Source organism: Arthrobacter sp. Y3225209 (genome assembly GCF_059090685.1).
Window position 1 is genome coordinate 1 of sequence record NZ_JBNHFW010000028.1, and the last position, 18,237, is coordinate 18,237.

General features: G+C 66.2%; 17 protein-coding genes. 12 read left to right on the forward strand and 5 right to left on the reverse strand.

Annotated features, from left to right (window positions below):
- Positions 1–94: 94 nt before the first annotated feature.
- The 5 genes from AC5RVB_RS13815 to proC all read left to right on the forward strand — a co-directional run bounded on the left by AC5RVB_RS13815 (position 95) and on the right by proC (position 7,436).
- A complete protein-coding gene (locus tag AC5RVB_RS13815; RefSeq protein ID WP_227902494.1) occupies positions 95–1,717 on the forward strand; it encodes a DUF7059 domain-containing protein in 1,623 nt (540 codons plus the stop codon).
- 178 nt (positions 1,718–1,895) lie between these two features.
- Positions 1,896–4,631, forward strand: coding sequence for a type I DNA topoisomerase (gene topA, locus AC5RVB_RS13820; RefSeq protein WP_227902492.1), 2,736 nt, complete (start codon positions 1,896–1,898; stop codon positions 4,629–4,631).
- A 27-nt stretch (positions 4,632–4,658) separates the two neighbouring features.
- Complete coding sequence (locus AC5RVB_RS13825; protein WP_227902491.1) at positions 4,659–5,705, forward strand: Ppx/GppA phosphatase family protein; 1,047 nt, start codon at positions 4,659–4,661, stop codon at positions 5,703–5,705.
- Complete coding sequence (locus AC5RVB_RS13830) at positions 5,706–6,533, forward strand: sugar phosphate isomerase/epimerase family protein (RefSeq protein WP_227928593.1); 828 nt, start codon at positions 5,706–5,708, stop codon at positions 6,531–6,533.
- A gap of 57 nt (positions 6,534–6,590) precedes the next feature.
- Positions 6,591–7,436 carry a pyrroline-5-carboxylate reductase gene (proC, locus tag AC5RVB_RS13835; RefSeq protein WP_290244136.1) on the forward strand — a complete coding sequence of 282 codons (846 nt, stop codon included), beginning with the start codon at positions 6,591–6,593 and terminating at the stop codon, positions 7,434–7,436.
- Positions 7,437–7,538: 102 nt separating this feature from the next.
- Here the strand turns inward: proC and AC5RVB_RS13840 are convergent, their stop codons facing one another.
- Positions 7,539–8,207 (reverse strand): potassium channel family protein, encoded by a 669-nt coding sequence (locus AC5RVB_RS13840; RefSeq protein ID WP_227902487.1) that lies wholly within the window; start codon positions 8,205–8,207, stop codon positions 7,539–7,541.
- The gene (locus AC5RVB_RS13845; protein ID WP_227902485.1) at positions 8,200–9,609 is read right to left on the reverse strand and encodes a TrkH family potassium uptake protein; all 1,410 of its coding nucleotides are present in this window, start codon (positions 9,607–9,609) and stop codon (positions 8,200–8,202) included. The genes AC5RVB_RS13840 and AC5RVB_RS13845 overlap by 8 nt, the downstream gene beginning before the upstream one ends.
- A gap of 151 nt (positions 9,610–9,760) precedes the next feature.
- Here AC5RVB_RS13845 and AC5RVB_RS13850 point away from each other — a divergent pair, with 151 nt between their 5' ends.
- The 5 genes from AC5RVB_RS13850 to AC5RVB_RS13870 all read left to right on the forward strand — a co-directional run bounded on the left by AC5RVB_RS13850 (position 9,761) and on the right by AC5RVB_RS13870 (position 13,656).
- The gene (locus AC5RVB_RS13850) at positions 9,761–10,969 is read left to right on the forward strand and encodes an acetoin utilization protein AcuC (protein WP_494142937.1); all 1,209 of its coding nucleotides are present in this window, start codon (positions 9,761–9,763) and stop codon (positions 10,967–10,969) included.
- Positions 10,970–11,022: 53 nt separating this feature from the next.
- Positions 11,023–11,502 carry an ArsR/SmtB family transcription factor gene (locus AC5RVB_RS13855; protein ID WP_227902482.1) on the forward strand — a complete coding sequence of 160 codons (480 nt, stop codon included), beginning with the start codon at positions 11,023–11,025 and terminating at the stop codon, positions 11,500–11,502.
- 107 nt (positions 11,503–11,609) lie between these two features.
- The gene (gene gdhA / locus AC5RVB_RS13860) at positions 11,610–12,950 is read left to right on the forward strand and encodes an NADP-specific glutamate dehydrogenase (protein ID WP_494142938.1); all 1,341 of its coding nucleotides are present in this window, start codon (positions 11,610–11,612) and stop codon (positions 12,948–12,950) included.
- 212 nt (positions 12,951–13,162) lie between these two features.
- Entirely contained in the window at positions 13,163–13,375 is a 213-nt protein-coding gene (locus tag AC5RVB_RS13865; protein ID WP_227902479.1) for a helix-turn-helix domain-containing protein, read from the forward strand.
- A gap of 182 nt (positions 13,376–13,557) precedes the next feature.
- A complete protein-coding gene (locus AC5RVB_RS13870; protein WP_003792170.1) occupies positions 13,558–13,656 on the forward strand; it encodes a 30S ribosomal protein bS22 in 99 nt (32 codons plus the stop codon).
- A 188-nt stretch (positions 13,657–13,844) separates the two neighbouring features.
- On the opposite strand, the gene AC5RVB_RS13875 is transcribed toward AC5RVB_RS13870, so the two are convergent.
- Positions 13,845–14,657, reverse strand: coding sequence for an HAD family hydrolase (locus tag AC5RVB_RS13875; protein WP_227902478.1), 813 nt, complete (start codon positions 14,655–14,657; stop codon positions 13,845–13,847).
- A gap of 66 nt (positions 14,658–14,723) precedes the next feature.
- Between AC5RVB_RS13875 and AC5RVB_RS13880 the strand changes: the two genes are divergently transcribed.
- Together AC5RVB_RS13880 and AC5RVB_RS13885 are read left to right on the forward strand one after the other, a co-directional pair.
- Positions 14,724–14,975: a glutaredoxin family protein gene (locus AC5RVB_RS13880; RefSeq protein WP_494142939.1), complete on the forward strand. Its 252-nt coding sequence runs from the start codon at positions 14,724–14,726 to the stop codon at positions 14,973–14,975.
- Complete coding sequence (locus AC5RVB_RS13885) at positions 14,975–15,733, forward strand: redox-sensing transcriptional repressor Rex (protein WP_494142940.1); 759 nt, start codon at positions 14,975–14,977, stop codon at positions 15,731–15,733. The genes AC5RVB_RS13880 and AC5RVB_RS13885 overlap by 1 nt, the downstream gene beginning before the upstream one ends.
- Here AC5RVB_RS13885 and AC5RVB_RS13890 read toward each other — a convergent pair.
- Positions 15,730–17,127 (reverse strand): hypothetical protein, encoded by a 1,398-nt coding sequence (locus tag AC5RVB_RS13890; RefSeq protein WP_494142941.1) that lies wholly within the window; start codon positions 17,125–17,127, stop codon positions 15,730–15,732. The genes AC5RVB_RS13885 and AC5RVB_RS13890 overlap by 4 nt on opposite strands.
- 302 nt (positions 17,128–17,429) lie before the next feature.
- Positions 17,430–18,095, reverse strand: a complete 666-nt coding sequence (locus AC5RVB_RS13895; RefSeq protein ID WP_227902470.1) for a hypothetical protein — start codon at positions 18,093–18,095, stop codon at positions 17,430–17,432.
- Between the last annotated feature and the right edge of the window lie 142 nt (positions 18,096–18,237).

The following is an 18,237-nucleotide window of genomic DNA, read 5'->3' on the forward strand; positions in this document are numbered from 1 at the left end:
CGCCCCCGCGGCTGGCAGCGCAGCCGGTGAGCCGCTGGAGCCGGCCGCGGGCTAAGCGGGCTTCGGCGCCTGCGGCACGTCCTAGACTGGGCTGGTGAGTGATTTCTCGTTTGTGCCCTCCGCGCCCCGCAGCCGGGATACCTGGCTGCTCAAAGCGCTTGCCGCCGATCTCGGGGAGGCCGGCTACACCGTTGACGGCGTAGCCGGTTTCCTCGGCGATGATGCATCGGCTGCGCTGCAGCGGGACCAGCTGGTTCCTGCACTGCTTGCCTGCCGGGCCGAAGCGGAGGCGGAGCAGCCCAGGCGGCTGGCCCTGCCGGTCCTGCTCTGGCTGCTGGGGGAGACCGTGGAGCGTGCGCAGCTGGATGCCGCCCTGCCCCGCACCGGTACGGAAGGCCTGCTGGAGCTGGGGCTGATTGAACGCGGACGCATCTTCGGCACCTTCCGCGCCGCCGTTGACCTGCGGCCCTACGCTGCGGACGACGGCGGAGCCGGCACGGCGGAGAATCCCGGCGGTGACCTGTGGGTCGCCAGCGACCTGGGCAGCCACCAGCGGCCCGGGGTGCTGCGACGCGACCACGTGCTGGGCATCGGCCAGGCATCGCTGAGCCTGGCGCAGCTCACCGTAAGGACCCCCGTGGACCGTGCCCTGGACCTGGGCACCGGCTGCGGCATCCAGACCTTCCACCTCCTGCGGCACGCCCGGCACGTCACGGCCACGGACATCTCCGAGCGCGCCCTCGCGTTTGCCCGGTTCAATCTCCTGCTCAACGCACCCCAGCTGGGTATCGATCCGGAACAGCCCGACGAGCGCTTCACGTTGCGCCTGGGCAGCCTGCTCGAACCCGTGCAGGGGGAATCCTTCGACCTGGTGGTATCCAACCCGCCCTTCGTTATTACTCCGCGCACCGGAACCGAAACGGACGCGGACCGGTTTACCTACCGCGACGGCGGCCTGGCCGGGGACGGCATCGTGGCCGCCCTGATGTCCGGCCTCGAAACGGTGCTGGCGCCCGGCGGCACCGCCCAGATGCTCGGCAACTGGGAAATCCCCGCAGGCCGCGAGGAGGCATGGTCAGAGCGGCTGGAGCAGTGGCTGCCCGAGGGGACGGATGCCTGGGTGATCCAGCGGGAGCGCCTCACCCCGCCGGAATACGCCGAAATGTGGCTCCGCGACGCGGCCCAGGGCCGGGACCGGGAGGACTACGTGGCGGCCTACGCCGGATACCTCGCGGACTTCGCCTCCCGGGACGTGGGTTCCGTGGGCTTCGGCTCAGTGTGGCTACGCCGTCGGCAGAACCCCGGGGCCGAAGCCCTGCGGCGTTTCGAGGAAATCACCCACCCCATTGAACAGCCGGTGGGACCCCACCTGCAGGCCGCCGTCGAACGCTTCGACTGGCTTGCCGGCAGCTCCGATCTGGCAGCGGCCCACCTTCTGGTGGCCGAGGACGTAACCGAGGAACGCCACCAGCGGCCCGGCGCCGAACACCCCGGCGTCATCCTGCTCCGTCAGGGCGCCGGACTGCGGCGGACCAACCTCATGAGCACCGAACTCACCGGGTTTGTCTCGGCCTGTGACGGTGAACTCTCCGCCGGCCAGATATCGTCGGCGCTGGCAGCGCTCCTGGACCGCACCGATGCCGCGTTTGCGCCGGACCTGATGCAGGAAGTGCGTAACCTTGTCTTGGACGGCTTCCTGGTTCCGGTATCCGGATAAGCGGTGCCCGGGATGGCGTCGGAACGTACCTTCGGTGCTTTCCGGTTACCCTAGTGCTGGGGCATCGCGCATACTGTCTGTGGATGAGCCGGACTCGATGCCCGAATCGGAGATGCGCCGGACACCCGGGATTAAAGCAGCCCCACTCATTTGAACCACCCCGTTACGTAGGAGAACAGTGCCAGTTAAGGCTACGGACAAGAAGACCGGCAAGAAGAAGCTTGTAATTGTCGAGTCTCCGGCCAAGGGCAAGACCATCGCCGGGTACCTCGGCGAAGGTTTCGAGGTGACGGCGTCCATGGGACATATCCGTGACCTTCCCCAGCCCTCCGACCTGCCTGCCGAGCTGAAAAAGACGGCTGTCGGCAAGTTCGCAGTGGACCTGGATAAGGACTTTGAGCCGTATTACGTGGTGTCCGCGGACAAAAAGAAGAAGGTGGCCGAACTCAAGGCCGCCCTCAAGGACGCCGACGAACTTTACCTCGCAACTGACGGTGACCGTGAAGGCGAGGCCATTGCGTGGCACCTCCTGCAGGTGCTCAAGCCCAAGGTTCCGGTTCACCGCCTGACGTTCCCCGAAATCACCCGTGAGGCAATCCAGCGCGCTCTGCTGGAGATGCGCGACGTCGACGTCGCCATGGTGGATGCCCAGGAAACCCGGCGCATCCTTGACCGCCTGTACGGCTACGAGATTTCCCCCGTGCTCTGGCGTAAGGTTGCCCGCGGTCTTTCCGCCGGCCGTGTGCAGTCCGTGGCCACCCGGCTGGTGGTTGAGCGTGAGCGTGAGCGCATGGCGTTCCGCCCGGCGTCGTACTGGGACCTGATCGGTACCTTCGCCACCGAGGCTGCGGAGAAGTTCAAAGCCCGCCTGGTATCCGTTGACGGCGCCCGCGTGGCCACCGGCAAGGATTTCACCGACCGCGGTGAGCTGAAGTCCAAGACCGCCGTCCACCTGGATGAGGCCTCGGCCGTTTCGCTGGCCGCCGGACTGGAATCGGCAGCGTTTACCGTCCGTTCGGTGGACACCAAGCCCTACACCCGGCGCCCCGCGGCACCGTTCACCACCTCCACCCTGCAGCAGGAAGCGGGCCGCAAGCTGCGGTTCTCCTCGCGGGTGACCATGCAGGTGGCCCAGCGGCTGTATGAAAACGGCTACATCACCTATATGCGTACCGATTCCCCGGCGCTGTCGGACCAGGCGATCAACGCTGCCCGCCGGCAGGCCTCGGAACTCTACGGTCCCGAATATGTGCCCGACGCGCGGCGTATCTACAAGGGCAAGTCCAAGAACGCCCAGGAAGCCCACGAGGCCATCCGCCCCGCCGGTGATTCCTTCCGGACCCCGGCGCAGGTGGCGTCCTCGCTGCGCGGCGATGAATTCAAGCTTTACGAACTGATCTGGAAGCGTACCGTCGCCTCGCAGATGGCGGATGCCAAGGGCTCCACTGCTTCCGTGCGCCTCGGCGCCGTCTCCACGGACGGCCGCGACGCCGAGTTCTCGGCCTCCGGCACGGTCATCACCTTCCGCGGCTTTATGGCGGCCTATGAAGAGGGCCGCGACGCCGTGCGCGAGGACGACGACGCCGAGGGCACCGAGGGCGCCCGTCTTCCGGTGCTGAAGGCCGATGACCGGCTGACCGGCACGGACATTGCCGCCAACGGGCACGAAACCTCCCCGCCGCCGCGCTTCACTGAAGCGTCCCTGGTGAAAATGCTGGAAGAGCTCGGCATCGGACGTCCGTCCACCTATGCAGCCACCATTTCCACCATCATGGACCGCGGCTACGTCACCAGCCGCGGCCAGGCGCTGGTGCCGAGCTGGATTGCGTTCTCCGTGGTCCGCCTCCTGGAGGAGCATTTCACCGACTACGTGGATTACGACTTCACCGCCGAGCTCGAAGAGGACCTGGACCGCATTGCCCGCGGCGAGGCCGGACGCGTGGAATGGCTGAACCAGTTCTACTACGGCGACCGCGTCGAGACCGGCCTGCACACCATCGTCAACGACCTGGGCGAGATTGATGCCAAGGCGATCAACTCCATCGAGATTGCCGACGGCATTGTGCTGCGCGTGGGCAAGTTCGGCCCCTACTTGGAACGCCCGCTGCCCGCCGACGCTCCGGAGGGAACCGAACCGGAGCGGGCCAACGTGCCCGAGGACCTGGCGCCGGACGAGCTGACCGCCGCCAAGGCCATCGAACTCATGGAAACGGCAGCCCCCGAGGAACGCGTGCTCGGCACCGATCCGGAGACCGGCCGCACCATCGTGGCGCGCAACGGCCGTTACGGTCCGTACGTCATTGAGCTCATTCCGGAGCCCACTGAAGAGGAACTGGCCAACCAGCCGGTGGAGTACTACAAGAACGGCAAGCCCAAGCCCCCGAAGAAGCCGGTGAAGGTCAAGCCGCGCACCGGTTCGCTGTTCAAGTCCATGAGCGTGGAAACGGTCACGCTTGAGGAAGCGCTGAAGCTGATGAAGCTGCCGCGCGTCCTGGGCACCGACGCCGAGGGCAACGAGATCACCGTGCAGAACGGGCGCTTCGGCCCGTATCTGAAGAAGGGCACCGACTCGCGCTCCATCGGCACTGAAGAGGAAATCTTCACGATCACCCTGGAACAGGCACTGGAGATCTACTCCCAGCCCAAGCAGCGCGGGGGCCGGCAGGCCGCGGCACCGCTGGCCGAGTTCGGCACCGATCCCGTGTCCGAGAAGCCCATTGTGGTCAAGGACGGCCGCTTCGGTCCCTACATCACCGACGGCATCACGAACATCACGGTGCCCCGCTCCACCGCAATCGAGGAGCTCACCCGGGAACAGGCCATCGAGCTGCTGGCGGAGAAGCGCGAAAAGGGACCGGCCAAGAAGCCGGCCCGGAAGCGTGCGGCCCCCAAGAAGGCTGCGGCGAAGAAGTAGCGTGCGGGGTAGAGCGATAATGGGAACATGCGCCTAGGCGTCCTCGACATCGGGTCCAACACCGTCCACCTGCTGCTGGTGGACGCGCATCCCGGTGCCCGCCCGGTCCCGTTCGCCTCGCACAAACGCCCGCTCCAGCTGGTCTCCTACCTGGATGCGGACGGTGCCGTCAGCGAGGCAGGCCAGCTGGAACTGATCGGCTTCGTCAACGAAGCCTGGGACTTCGCCCGCCGGCACGGTGCGCAGGACCTGCTGGCGTTTTCCACCTCGGCCATCCGCGAGGCCGCCAACGGTACCCGGGTGCTGGACCGGGTACACCGGGAAACCCCGGTGCGGCTGGAGGAACTCTCCGGCGCGGACGAAGCAGCCATGACGTTCCTGGCAACCCGGCGCTGGTACGGCTGGGGCGCCGGAACCATCCTTGACCTGGACATCGGGGGCGGCTCCTTTGAGATGGCACTCGGGGCGGATGAACTGCCGGAGATCGCCCGGTCCCTTCCGCTCGGTGCCGGCCGGCTGACCCGGGACTGGCTCCCCGAAGACCCGCCCACCCCCAAAAGCATCAAGAAGCTGCGCAAGTACATCAGGGAACTGGTCCGGGAAGCGGCCGAGGAATTCGCGCCTTTCGGCCGGCCGGACCTGGTGACCGGAACGTCCAAGACCTTCCGTTCGCTGGCCCGGATTGCCGGCGCGGCGCCGTCCGCTGCCGGTCCCTTTGTCCGCCGCAGGCTCAGCCGCGATGACCTGTCCGTCTGGACCAAGCAGCTCGGCGCGATGAGTGCCCGGGACCGGTCCAGGCTGGACGGCGTTTCCGCGCTGCGTGCCCCGCAGATGCTCGCCGGTGCCCTTGTGGCGCAGGCGGCCATGGAAGCCTTCGACGTCCCCGTCCTGCGGATCTGCCCCTGGGCCCTCCGTGAGGGCCTGATCCTGCGACGCTTCGACACCCTGCGCTTTGAAACTCCCGGCGAGCTGCCCCGCGGCCCGGCCGAAGGCGAGGAATTCCTCGTGGCCGCCGCGGCAGCGCCCGCCCCGTCAGCTGTCCACGGAATTTCCCCCAACGGAAAGCCCAGCTAAATGCCCACCTCACCACTGCCAGCGACCGAGCCCGCCACCATCCCGGTGGCGCTCTCCAGTGCGTCGGTCTATCCGCTCTCCGTGCACGATGCCTTCGCGGTAGCCAACGACCTCGGCTACGACGGCGTGGAAGTCATGGTCACCAACAGCCAGATCAGCCAGAACCCGGACACCCTCCGCGGGCTCAGCGAACGGTACCAGCAGCCGATCATGGCAATCCACGCACCTACGCTGCTGCTGACCCAGCAGGTGTGGGGGAAGGCCTGGACCAAGATTGAGCTCTCCGCCGCAATGGCCGCAGAGGTCGGCGCCTCCACCGTGGTGACCCATCCGCCGTTCCGCTGGCAGACCGGTTACGCAGAGAATTTCGCCGAAGGTGTGCGCAACATCGCGGAGCAGTACGGCGTCACCATCGCCGTGGAAAACATGTATCCGTGGCGCGTCCGCGGACGGGAAGCCAAGGCCTACCTGCCGCACTGGAACCCGGTGCCGGAACCCTACGAGCACGTGACCTGGGACTTCTCCCACGCCGCAATCGCCGGAATGGACTCCTTCGAGGAAATCCGCAAACTTGGCGACCGGCTCAGCCACGTTCACCTCACCGACGGCACGCCCAACGGCAAGGACGAGCACCTGCTTCCCGGAGAGGGAACCCAGCGCTGTGCCGAAGCGCTCTCCTACCTGGCGGACAACGATTTCAAGGGGGTGGTGGCCATTGAGGTCAGCACCCGGAAGGCCAAGGGGGCCGGGGGGCGCGAGGAACAACTCAAGCAGACCCTCGAGTTTGCCCGGGAGCATCTGCGCCCCAAGGCGCCGGTCTCCCGCTAGTGACCCGGGAACGCCCCGGGGACACTCTCCGGAGCGCCGCATGACAGAATCGAAGCCATGGACAGCGCACAGAACCCCCGACTGACATTCCTGGGCTGCGGCTCGATGAACGAAGCAATTCTTGGCGGCATCCTTGCCGGCGGGCTGGCACCGGAGCAGGTCACGGCCACGGTCCGGCGCGCGGAGCGTGCCGCGGAGCTCAGGTCGGCCCACGGAGTCACGGTGCTGGCCGGGAGCGAGGATCCGGCCGCAAACGCCAAGGCGGTGGCCGGTGCCGATCTGGTGATCGTGGGCGTTAAGCCCGTCGGTGTGGCGGACCTGCTGCGTGAGATTTCCACGGCTCTTCCCGCAACCGCCGTCGTCCTCAGTGTGGCGGCCGCCGTGCCGCTGGTGCTGATGGAAGAGCTCCTTCCCGCAGGTCAGCCCGTGATCCGGGCCATGCCGAACACACCCTCGCGGCTGGGCCGCGGCGTGGTGTCGATTTCCGCGGGCAGCTCCGCCGGCCCTGAGGCCATGGAACTGGCCCGGCAGGTCCTCTCGGCGACCGGCACGGTGGTGGAAGTTCCCGAAGACCAGGTTGATGCAGTGTCCGCTGTCAGCGGCTCGGGCCCCGCATACGCGTTCTATCTGGCCGAAGCCATGGCACGGGCCGGCGTCGAACTCGGGCTGGACCCCGACCTTTCGGCCCTCCTGGCCCGCGAAACCGTGGCAGGTGCCGGGTACATGCTCGCTGAGCCCGATGCGGACGCTCCGGCTCTGCGGCGTGGTGTCACCAGCCCCAACGGCACCACCGAAGCGGCCATCAGGACCTTCGACGAGCAGGACCTGCCCGGCATTATTGAGGCTGGTGCCCGTGCGGCGGCGGCCCGTGCCGAGGAAATCACGGCCCAGCTCACCGCCTAGGGCGGACTCACTACCAGCGCCGGCTCACTACCCGCGCCGGCTCACTACCCGCGCCGGCTCACCACCGGAGTCGGCGGCCGGCGCGGTCGCCCCCGCAGCAGCCTAGGGCCGTGCGGCGAAGCGTTCCAGCAGGTCCACGTGGCCGGCCACAATCAGGGTGTCGCGGCTGGAGACCTTCGTGTCCGGCTGTGCGTAGGTGAAATCCTCGCCCGGGGATTTCACGCCGACCACGGTGACGCCGTACTTGGCCCGGACGTTCGCCTCGCCCAGGGTAAAGCCCTGGGTTTCCTTGGGCGGATGCATTTTGACAATGGCGAAGCCGTCGTCGAATTCGATGAAGTCAAGCATCCGGCCGCCCACCAGGTGTGCGGCGCGGCGTCCGGCGTCGGCTTCGGGGTAAATAACGTGGTTGGCGCCGATCCGGGTGAGGATCTTCCCGTGGGCAGGGGTGATGGCCTTGACCCACAGGTGTTCAATGCCCAGGTCCACCAGGTTTACGGTGATCAGCACGCTGGACTCGATCGAGGTGCCCACGCCCACCACGGCGGCGGAGAAGTCCTCGGCGCCCAGCTGCTTGAGCGCCTCAATGTTGGTGGCGTCGGCCTGCACCACGTGGGTGAGGATGCCGGAGGCCTTCTGTACCAGCTCGGGGTCGCGTTCCACGGCCAGGACTTCACGGCCCTGGCGGACCAGCTGCTCTGCGGTGGCGGCGCCGAAGCGGCCCAGTCCAATGACCAGTACCGGGGCGTTGTGGGCGGGTCTGTCAGCCAATGATCGGCCTTTCTTCGGGGAAGTGATAAAGCGTGGTGCGCTGGCGTACTGCCAGCGCCGCGGCGAGGGTGATGGTACCGACGCGGCCGGCAAACATAAGCAGGGCAAGCACGTATTTGCCCGACGGCGGCAGTATCTCGCTGAGCCCGGTACTCAGGCCCACCGTGGCAAAGGCGGAGATCACCTCGAACAGCACCGGCTGCAGGGTCTCATCGGTAATCACCAGCAGTGCCAGGGTGGCCACTGCCACCAGAGTGGCGCCCAGGATGGTTACGGAAATGGCCACGCGCATGGCGCTCTGCGGAATGGTCCGGCCGAAGGCACGCACATCGGCATCGCCGCGCGCCTCGGCCACAATGGCGAGGAACAGGACCGCAATGGTGGTGACCTTGATGCCGCCGGCCGTTGACGCCGAGCCGCCGCCGGCAAACATCAGCATGTCCGTGACCAGCAGGGTGCTGGAGTCCAGATCGGACATGGACACCAGGTTGAAGCCGCCGGAGCGTGTCATGACGGAAGCGAAAATGGCGTGGATGATTTTGTCCCCCACGGACAGGTCACCGATGGTGCGGGTGTTGAACCATTCGAAGGCGGCCCAGACCAGGGCTCCCACCACCAGCAGGATCAGGGAGACCAGCACGGTCAGCTTGGTGTGCAGGTTCCATTTGCTGATGCGGTGCCGGGTGCTGATGAGCACCATGATCACCGGGAAGCCGAGGGAGCCGATGAAGACGCCCACCATCAGGGGGATGAGGATCCACAGGTCCTCGTCATAGGGCACCAGGCCGTCGGAGTGCGGGGTGAATCCGGCGTTGTTGAAGGCTGAGATTGAGTAAAACACGGCGTGCCAGACGGCCTGGCCGAAGGATTCGCCCAGGATCATGAAGCGGGGCGCCAGGACCAGCGCCAGTGCCAGTTCAATGATGACGGCGGTGCTGAAGACAATGCGGAGCAGGTGGCCCACCTCGCCCAGCCGGCCGGTGTTCATGCCTTCCTGGGCAAGAAGCTTTCCACGGACGCCGAGGCGTTTGTTGACGGCCAGGGCCAGAAGGGATGCCAGGGTGAGGATGCCCAGTCCGCCCACCTGGATGGCGATCAGGATCATGACCTGCCCGAAGGCGGACCAGTACGTGGCGGTGGACACCACGGTGAGTCCGGTGACGCAGACGGCGGAGACCGCCGTGAAGAACGCGTCATGCAGGGGCGCGGGCTCGCCGCTGCTGGAGGCTGCCGGCAGGCTCAGCAGTGCGGTGAAAAGGAGGATGACGAGGATGAAGACAAACAGTGCCAGCCGTGCCGGCCGGCCGCTGAACACGCCTGCAGCGAAGTCCCGGATCCCGGTAAGGACCGCGGGGCCGGTGCGTTGCTCCGTGCGCAGCGGACGCTGCGGAGGCAATGGCATATTCAAGTCGTTCCAGTTCCAGTTCTTGTCCGCAGGGAGTGCGCACGGTTGAGAATTCAGCACAACAGATGGGGCGGGTAAAACTCCTGATCCGGCGGATGCGCGCGGACACCAATATCAGGGTAACCCCCACATCGCGTAGCCTGTCTGCATGATCAGTTCCGGGCTCAGCCTTCCCGTTATGCCAACGTGCATTGTCTGGGATGAATCCCTGCTGGCCTACAACTTCGGGCAGGGGCATCCGATGGCCCCGGCACGCCTTGAACTCACCGCCCGGCTGGCCCGGGAGGTAGGACTGTTCGACGTCGAGGGGGTGCGGCTGGAACAGCCCTACGTCGCCGCCGCTGCGGACCTATTGACCGTGCACAGTTATGAATACGTCAGTGCCGTACAGGCTGCCAGTGCGGATCCGGCCGGCAGCGACCAAGGCATGGGCCTGGGCACCGAAGACACTCCGGCGTTCGCCGGGATGCATGAGGCCAGTGCGCGGCTGGTGGGCGGGTCCCTGGCTGCAGCGGATGCCGTGCTGTCCGGCAGCGTGCTGCACGCAGTGAACTTTTCGGGCGGGATGCACCATGCCGGGCGCGCGAAGGCGTCCGGTTTCTGCATCTATAACGACGCCGCGGCCGCCGTCGCACGTCTGCTGGCCAAGGGCGTGCAACGGGTGGTGTACATCGACGTCGACGCCCACCACGGTGACGGCACACAGAACATTTTCTGGGACGACCCGCGCGTGATGACCATTTCACTGCATGAAAGCGGACTGACGCTGTTCCCCGGCACGGGGTTCGCCAACGAAACCGGCGGCAAGGGTGCCGAAGGCACTGCGGTGAACATTGCCCTGCCCGCCCGCACCTCCGACGCCGGTTGGCTGCGGGCCTTCCACGCCGTCGTGCCGCAGCTCACCGAGGCCTTCGCCCCGGAAGTCATTGTCAGCCAGCACGGCTGCGACAGCCACACCGATGATCCGCTGACCAGCCTGCGGATCAGTGTCGAGGCGCAGCGGCAGGCCGCCCTGACCATCAGCGATCTGGCCGGCAGGCTGTGTGATGGGCGCTGGATCGCCACCGGCGGCGGCGGGTACAACGTGGCCTCGGTAGTGCCCCGCTCCTGGGCGCTCCTGATGTCGGTGGCCGTCAACGGCAAGGTGCGCCCGGCTACCCCGCTGCCCGCCGCCTGGCGCGATTATGTGCTGGAGAAGCACGGGGTCAGGTGCGGGGAGACGATGGGGGACGGGGTGGATCTCTGGTGGCGGTCCTGGGAAGTCGGATACGACCCCAATGATGAGATTGACCGGACCGTCATGTCCACGCGTAAGGAGTTGTTCCCGCTGCACGGGCTGGATCCCTGGTTTGATTAGACCCGCGTCACACCGGTATGCCGCGCCAGACATATGCGGTTAGGGTAATTCCCATGGTCTTTGACGATGTATTTGCAGTGATCGCGGAAGGAACGCGCCGGGAGATCCTGGGCGCCCTGCGTACGGGCGACAAATCGGTGGGAACACTGGTGGAGGAACTGGAGGTCAGCCAGCCCACCGTTTCCAAGCACCTGAAGGTGCTCCGCGAAGCCGGACTCGTCACCATGCGGGCCGAAGGCCAGCGGCGGTACTACTCCCTGCAGGCCGCGCCGCTGGAGGAGCTGGCGCTGTGGCTGCGCGCCTTCAGCCTGCCCTCCATGACGGAGCAGGCGCCCCGTCTGGCCGCCGTGTCCGCCGGTCCCGCACAGAGCGCCGCCGCTGCAGCTTCAAGTGCGCTGGTATCCGGTGCAGCCGAGCCCAGGCCGCTGCCGGTCGACGCCGGTGTCCACCTCGGCCGGACCGTGGGCCGTGCGGCAGAACGTGCCGCGGACCTTCTGGGCCAGCTGCCCAAGTTCCGCCGCCGCCGCCCGTAGGCGGGACTTTTGCGCGCCTTCGTTACGCCCCGCATCGCGCCTTGGCGGACGCGGTATTAGCGTAGTGCGTACCGGGGGAGAACCAGACGCATAAGGAGCAACAGCATATGGAACGTGTACTCACACGCGTGCGCGACGACGTATTCCGCCGGAATCCGGGCGAAACGGAGTTCCACCAGGCGGTGGTGGAAGTGTTCGACTCCCTCGCCCCCGTGCTCCGCAAGCATCCGGAGTTCGCCGAAGCAGCCATTCTGCAGCGGATCTGCGAGCCGGAACGGCAGATCATTTTCCGGGTGCCCTGGGTCGATGACAAGGGACAGGTCCAGATCAACCGCGGCTTCCGGGTGGAATTCAATTCAGCACTGGGCCCGTACAAGGGCGGGCTGCGCTTCCATCCGTCCGTTTACCTGGGCATCGTCAAGTTCCTCGGATTTGAACAGATTTTCAAGAATGCGCTGACCGGCATGCCCATCGGCGGAGGCAAAGGCGGTTCGGACTTTGATCCGCGCGGCAAATCCGACGCCGAAGTGATGCGTTTCTGCCAGTCCTTTATGACCGAGCTGTACCGGCACATCGGCGAATACACGGACGTCCCCGCCGGTGATATCGGTGTGGGCGGACGGGAGATCGGATACCTGTTCGGACAGTACAAGCGCATCACCAACCGGTACGAGTCCGGGGTTCTCACCGGCAAGGGCGTGAGCTGGGGAGGTTCCCTGGTCCGGCCGGAAGCCACCGGCTACGGTGCCGTGATGTTTGTGCAGGAGATGCTTAAGACCAAGGGCATGAGCCTTGACGGGCAGCGGGTTATTGTCTCCGGCTCAGGCAATGTGGCCATCAACGCCATTGATAAGGCGCAGATGCTCGGTGCCACCGTGGTGGCGTGTTCGGATTCCTCCGGTTACGTGGTGGATGAAAAAGGCATTGACGTGCCGCTGCTGCGCCAGATCAAGGAAACCGAGCGCGCACGGATCTCCGAATATGCGCAGCGCCGTGGTTCGCATGTGCGCTACGTGTCCGGCGGGTCCATCTGGGATGCAGGAGCCGGCGTCGCGCTGCCCTGCGCCACGCAGAACGAACTGAATGAAGATGATGCGCTGGCATTGATCAAATCCGGTGTGCGTGCGGTGGCTGAAGGTGCAAACATGCCCTGCACCCCTGCGGCCATCAGTGCGTTCCAAAGCGCCGGGGTGCTGTTCGGGCCGGGGAAGGCTGCCAATGCGGGCGGTGTCGCCACCTCGGCGCTGGAGATGCAGCAGAATGCCAGCCGGGATTCCTGGTCCTTCGAGCACACGGAGCGGCGGCTTAGCGAGATCATGGTCAACATCCATGAGCGCTGCGCCCGTACCGCCGAGGAATACGGGTCTCGCGGGGATTACGTGGTGGGTGCGAACATCAGCGGGTTCGTTAAAGTCGCGGACGCAATGCTGGCCCAGGGTGTGATCTAGGGTCTCTTCCGCCACTTGGCGGCTGACCCGGCGGGAGGAACTTCCACTATGGTTACTTCAGCCACTACAGTAGGGACAATACGGGGACATCTGTGACATACGTCGCCGGAAGTCCGGTGAAGTGTTTCCCCAAAAGATGTCCCTCAGCCTCAGGCGTTCCGCGAATGCCGCTGCTGCGGGCAGCAGCTTAATGAGCAAAGGAACAGGAATAGATGGCAGACGAGGGGAACTTCTCGGATGTGCGGTTTCTGACGGTGTCGGAAGTCGCCGACGTCATGCGTGTTTCGAAGATGACGGTGTATCGGCTGGTCCACTCCGGTGACCTGCCTGCTGTCCGCTTCGGACGCTCCTACCGGGTGCCGGAGTCGGCAGTCCAGAAGGTGCTGCGTGACGCGGTCATAGACCGGCGGTCAGACACGGCCTAGCCGTGACGCTGCACGTATCCCGCCGTTCCGGCGCTCAGGCTCCCGCTGTCAATTTCTGCAGCAACGAAGCTGTACCCTGTTAAGGAACGTTTTCAATCGCAAGTAACTGCCGGTGTCCAACCCCTGCGCCCACGGCTGCAGGGAGAGGATCCCGGTGACTCCTAATAGTTTGTGAGGACTCTGTGGGTTCAGTAATCAAGAAGCGCCGCAAGCGTATGGCCAAGAAGAAGCACCGTAAACTGCTTCGCAAGACCCGTCACCAGCGTCGCAATAAGAAGTAATAACTTCTTCTCAGCGACCGCAGTCAGTTGCCGGCCCTGCCCCGCGCAGGATCCGTGCAACTGCGCAAGAGCCCGTCAGTCCCTTGTGGATAGGCGGGCTCCGGTTTTTAAGCCCCGCGCCGTCGGTGGACCACTCACGGAGATGCCACCGCTAAGCGCGGGACGGGAGCAGGCCCAGACCCGAACGGTTAGCGCGAACGGACCCAGCCCAGGCCGCGCCACAGGCCGTAGGCCGCTCCGGCGACTGTGGCCGATTTCAGGCCCAGGGTCGCGGCACGGCGGCCGGAACGGAAGTCATAGATGGGCCAGTTGCGGTCCCGGGCGTGGCGGCGGAGCCGGGCGTCCGGATTGATGGCTACGGGATGGCCCACCAGGCTCAGCAGCGGCACGTCGTTATAGGAGTCGCTGTAGGCCCAGCAGTTCTGCAGGTCCAGCCCTTCCTTCTCTGCCAGGGCCCGGACACCGGCTGCCTTCGCCGGGCCGTGCAGGAACTCGCCCACAAGGCGGCCGGTATACAGCCCGTCGGTGACCTCGCTGACCGTGCCCAGGGCGCCGGTGAGGTTCAGCCGGGAAGCGATGACGGAGGCAACCTCCACGGGTGTGCCGGTGACCAGCCAGACCGGCCGGCCGGACTTCATATGCTGTTCGGTCAGGGCACGGGTGCCGGGCCAGATCTTCGAGACAATCATCTCGTCATAGACTTCTTCGCCGAGCGTCCGGACATCTTCCGAGGACAGGCCGACGGCGAAGGCCAGCGCGGCGTCCCGAACGGAATGGACGTCCTTCAGGTTCTCGCCCTGCAGGATGAAGCGCAGTTGTTTCCGGGCGAAGCCCGCGGCTTCGCGGAGGGTAAAGACTTTGCGCTGGTACATCTTGCGGCCGACGTGGAAAAGGCTTGCTCCGCGCATGAGCGTGTTGTCGACGTCGAAGAAGGCGGCCTCACCCGGTCTGCCTGCCGCGCCAGTGGTTCCGTTGGCTCGGACAGCAGTGGATCGGGGCATAATCCGAGTCTACGCAAAACGCGGCCCGAGCGCGGAAAAACGGGACTTTGGGGCTATTTTGGATTCATGAGTGAATCCGCAGCACCGGAAGTTGTCCTCCTGACCAGGCCGGGCTGCCACCTGTGCGAAGATGCCCGGCTGGTGCTTCAGCGTGTGGGGCAGGATCTGGGAGTTGCCTGGCAGGAGCGCAGCGCGGATGACGAGCCTGAACTGGCCGCCCGCTTTGGCGAAGAGATTCCCGTGCTCTTCATTGACGGCATCCAACGTGATTTCTGGACCATCGACGAGACGCGGCTGCGGCGCCTTCTGGAGGCGTGATGGATCCTGACGACGCCCGTTCCGGCGAAGCCGCCGGGTTGCAGCCCGTAGCAGCCGGCCCTGGCAGGCCAGCGGCCGGCACGGCAGGGTCAAAGAGGCATATTCCGCCGGCTTCCCTGGCCCGCCTCACCATCTACCTGCGGGCCCTGTCCGTGATGCTGACCGACGGCATTGAGCGGGTTTCCTCGGAGGAACTCGCCGAAGCAGCTGGCGTGAATTCCCCGATGCTGCGTAAGGATCTGTCCTATCTGGGCTCCTACGGAACCCGAGGAGTGGGATATGACGTCTCCTACCTGAGCGGACAGATATCCGCTGCTCTGGGGCTGACCCTGAACTGGCGGGTGGCCATTGTCGGTGCCGGCAACCTTGGCCGCGCCCTGGCCGGGTACCCCGGGTTTGGCACACGGGGTTTCGAGGTGGTGGCCCTGTTCGACGCGGATCAGACGATGATTGGCCAGGAAGTCGGCGGGCTGAAGATCCGGCCCGTTTCCGCGTTGGAAGCGGAGCTCGAGAAGACCGAGGCGAATATGGCGGTTCTTTCGGTGCCTGCCGAGGTTGCGCAGGAGCTCTGTGACCGGTTGGTTGCTTCAGGAATTACCAGCATCCTCAGTTTTGCTCCCGTGGTGCTTCAGGCTCCCAAGAATGTCCAGATCCGCAAAGTGGACATGGCCACGGAGCTGCAGATCCTCGCCTATCACGCGCAGCGGGCCCAGGTATCGGAGATCGCATCGGATGCCCGCGCCCGCCTGGCACGCTAGCTGCTGCGGCGTATGCTGCCTGTCTGCAGGCTGCGCGGACGGAACCAGGGTGCCGCTCCCTTTGTGAACGTTGCCACCGCCCCGGCCGCGGCGAGGCACGCCGCGGCGAGCTGCCATCCCGTGCCCAGGTTGATGCAGTACAAAAGCGCGACAGCGGCCAGCGCGGCGGAGGCCACCCGCGCCCACCGGCGTTTGTCCCGGACCAAGGAGGCAAGCAGCATCGCAATCCCGAAAATCACCACTGCGTAGGCGACGTCCACGGCCGCAAGGATCCGGCCATACAGGGATGCGTTGAAGCCGTAGCGCTCCAACAGGCCTAGATACGGCGGCAGGGTGTCACTGCCCGGGAGCCGTGCAACGGCCGCCAGCGTGGCCATCAGGTTCATAATGCCCGCGCCGGCGATCAGGGCATACGCGGCAACTATGACCGGAACGGGGTTGCCGGTATGGGCCGGAAGCCTGCGTTGCAGGCTGCGCGCCACGGCAACGACCCGCGTCGATGCCGCGCTGGCGCCGGCATGAACCCGCGCGGCTCCGGTGCGGGCAGTGTTGGACGCGCGTACGGCAGCTGTATGGGCACCTGCACGGACGCGGATGGCCCCGGCGTGGACGTGGTTGGCGGTGGTGCGTGCACCGGTCTGGACCCGGACAGCTCCTGCACGGGCGGTGTTGGAGGTGCGGACGGCAGCTGTGTGGGCGCCGTCCCGGACACGGACGGCTCCGGCGTGGACGTGGTTGGCGGTGGTGCGTGCGCCGGCCTGGACTTTAGCGGCTCCGGCGCGGGCGGTGTTGGAGGTGCGGACGGAGGCTGCGTGGGCGCCGTCCCGGACGCGGACGCCTCCGGCGTGGACGTGATTTACGGTGGTGCGTGCGCCGGCCTGGACTTTAGCGGCTCCGGCGCGGGCAGTGTTGGAGGTGCGGACGGAGGCTGCGTGGGCACCGGCCTGGACCCGGACAGCTCCTGCACGGGCGGTGTTGGAGGTGCGGACGGAGGCTGCGTGGGCGCCGTCCCGGACGCGGACGGCTCCGGCGTGGACGTGGTTGGCGGTGGTGCGTGCACCGGCCTGGACCCGGGCCGTCCCGGCCCGGGCGGTGCCGCGGCCCCACAGATACGCAGCACGCGCTCCCTCGCGGAACCACGCGTAGGCACTACCCAGCCCGGCCCCAACCCAGGTAAAAGCCGCATGCAGCCCGGTCCGGAACCAGGCGAAGGCTGAGCGCAGTCCCGCGCCGATCCAGACGAAAGCGGCCCCCAGGCCTGCACCAAACCAGAGGAATGCAGTGCGTGGTCCACCGGCCGGCCAATCCGGCAGTACAGGTTCAGTCCGCTCCGGAGCGGCAGGAGGCCGTTTTTCCCCATCTACCGGTGTCCGAAGGTGGAGCGGGCGCCTCACGGCCAGGACACCTTCCCGGTCGCGCGCGGGAAGAGCGGGAGGATCGTGCTGCTGCGGCGCGTGGGGGAGTGGGGTGTCCTCCGCCGGCGTCTGGGAGTTGGGTGCTTGAGGGTTCGGAAGCAGTGCGGCCATGGTCATCCTTCACAGCGGAACGGCGCCCTCCGGTGAACTTGGCTCTCACCGGGGGAGGACATAACGCTACGCGGGCATAACCGACATGTGACCCCTCCGGGCTGCTTCCCGGGCCTGCGGAGGTGAAAACTCTCCATCGCCCTTTTGAGTTGTTTTGGCGACCGGCACCGTCAGTACGGGTAGGGCGGTGCAGAACGGAAGTATGGTCTTGACGCGGGCAGATAGAGCAGCACAATCCCGGCGATCCCCAGCAGGCTGGAGAGCAGCGCCAGGAAGCCCAGGGGGGAGCTGAAATACGTGCCGGCGGTGGTGACGATGCTGATCAGGGAGAAGGCGGCAAAGACGGTTCCCAGGATGCGGGCCCAGTTCTTTCCACGCCGCACCATCAGCCCGATCAGAATGTAGAAGCCCAGGCCGATCACGGCTACCACAATGCCAAACGAGACGAGAAAGGAATTGACGCTCTGGCCATCCATTCCGCCGTCCGTGATGGTCTGCTGCTCCTCGGGAGTCAGCAAGGACGGAAGGTCGAACGAGGTAATGACATTGTTGATGAAGCTCAGGGCACCGGCAGCCAAAATGAGCCAGGACCCGATAAGCACCTCGCGGGGCGCCGGACCCTTTGCAGGCTTGGCGGGGAAAGACGGTGAGACGTACCCGGATGGCTGGGCGGCCTGATAGCCGTAGGGGCCTGAAGCGTATTGGCCATATTGGGGCTCCGGCCGGTTTCCAATAGTGTTTCCGGCACCGTCGGCGCCTCCCGCGGGTCCCGGGCGGGGATCGGGCGGCCCCTGCGGATTGTTCCCGGGATCAGGGTTGTTCTCTGGTGTACTCATATCCACCTGCCTGCTGGTCGGTATCGAAGAGGCGGTCCGGTGGGAAAGTGCCGTCGGCACACAGGGGCCGGGCACCCCCGCAGCCAGATATCCAGCCTAGCGCGCCCGGCCGGCAAGGGTCAGGGGCCGCGGGAAGTTCATC